1 pseudogene is annotated in these 959 nt (G+C 74.2%); it reads right to left on the bottom strand.

Annotated features, from left to right (window positions below):
• Positions 1-959: pseudogene (locus Q4P07_RS13420) on the bottom strand (IS21 family transposase); the annotation flags it as partial.

A 959-nucleotide genomic window follows, 5' to 3' on the forward strand; every position in this document is an offset into this window, starting at 1 on the left:
TGGGCAGGTCCAGCACGAGGGCGTCACCGGCCGGGCGCGGGGTGGGGACCCCGGTGCCGGCGGCCAGGATCGAGCGGACGTCGGCCGCGCGCCACCGCCCGAACGCGGTTGCTCGCTCCAGGGCGGCGACCATCGCGGCTTGCCCGTGGGCGGCGCTCAGGGTGTTCAGCTCGGCCAGCTCGGGGCCGAGGCGGGTGTGTCCGGCGCCGGCGGCGCCGGCGATGAGGGCCTCGGCGGCCGGGCCGAGCGCGCAGAAGGCGACCTCCGCCGCGCTGCGCGGCCGGATCACCCGCACCGGTACCGCGGGACGAGCACCGCCGTAGTGCTCGTCCAAGACCGAGGCCTCACCCGGCGAGGTGAGCGGGTGCTCGGCGTGGACCTCACCGGTGCCAGTGTCCAGGATCAGCACCCGGGTGCCGTCGACGACCACGCCCACCTGGGTGCCGATGAGCCGGTTCGGCACCGAGTACCGAGCCGAGCCGAGCCGGATCGTGGACAGCTTGTCGACCTTGCGGGTCGCCGGTGCCGGCCCGATGACCGGGCGCAGCGAGGGCAGCTCGGTGAGCAGGTCGACCTCCTTGGCCAACCGCTCGTTCGGGACCGCGGCGATCTCTGAGTGGACCGCGGCGTTGACCTCCGCACACCAGTCGGCCGCGCGCTGGTTGGCGCCACCGAGGTCGGCCAGGATCCGCGCAGCCGCGGCCTGCTCCTCACCGTCGAGCCCTTGGGCGTGCTCGAGCAGCAGCGGCCGCAGGAGGTCGTCCTTGCCGTAGCGGACGAGAGCCTCGACGATGCCCTTGGACTCCGGGTCGGCCGCCTCGCAGAAGTCGGGACGGAACCGGTAGTGCGTGGCGAACCGGACGTACTCGGCCGTGGGCACGACCCGGTTGGCGACCACGCCACCCTTGAGGCAGCCCATCCGGTCGGCGAGCACCACCTTGGGTGTGCCGCCGAGGACC

Origin of the sequence: Ornithinimicrobium sp. (genome assembly GCF_030537745.1) — a bacterium.
Lineage (GTDB): Bacteria > Actinomycetota > Actinomycetes > Actinomycetales > Dermatophilaceae > Ornithinicoccus.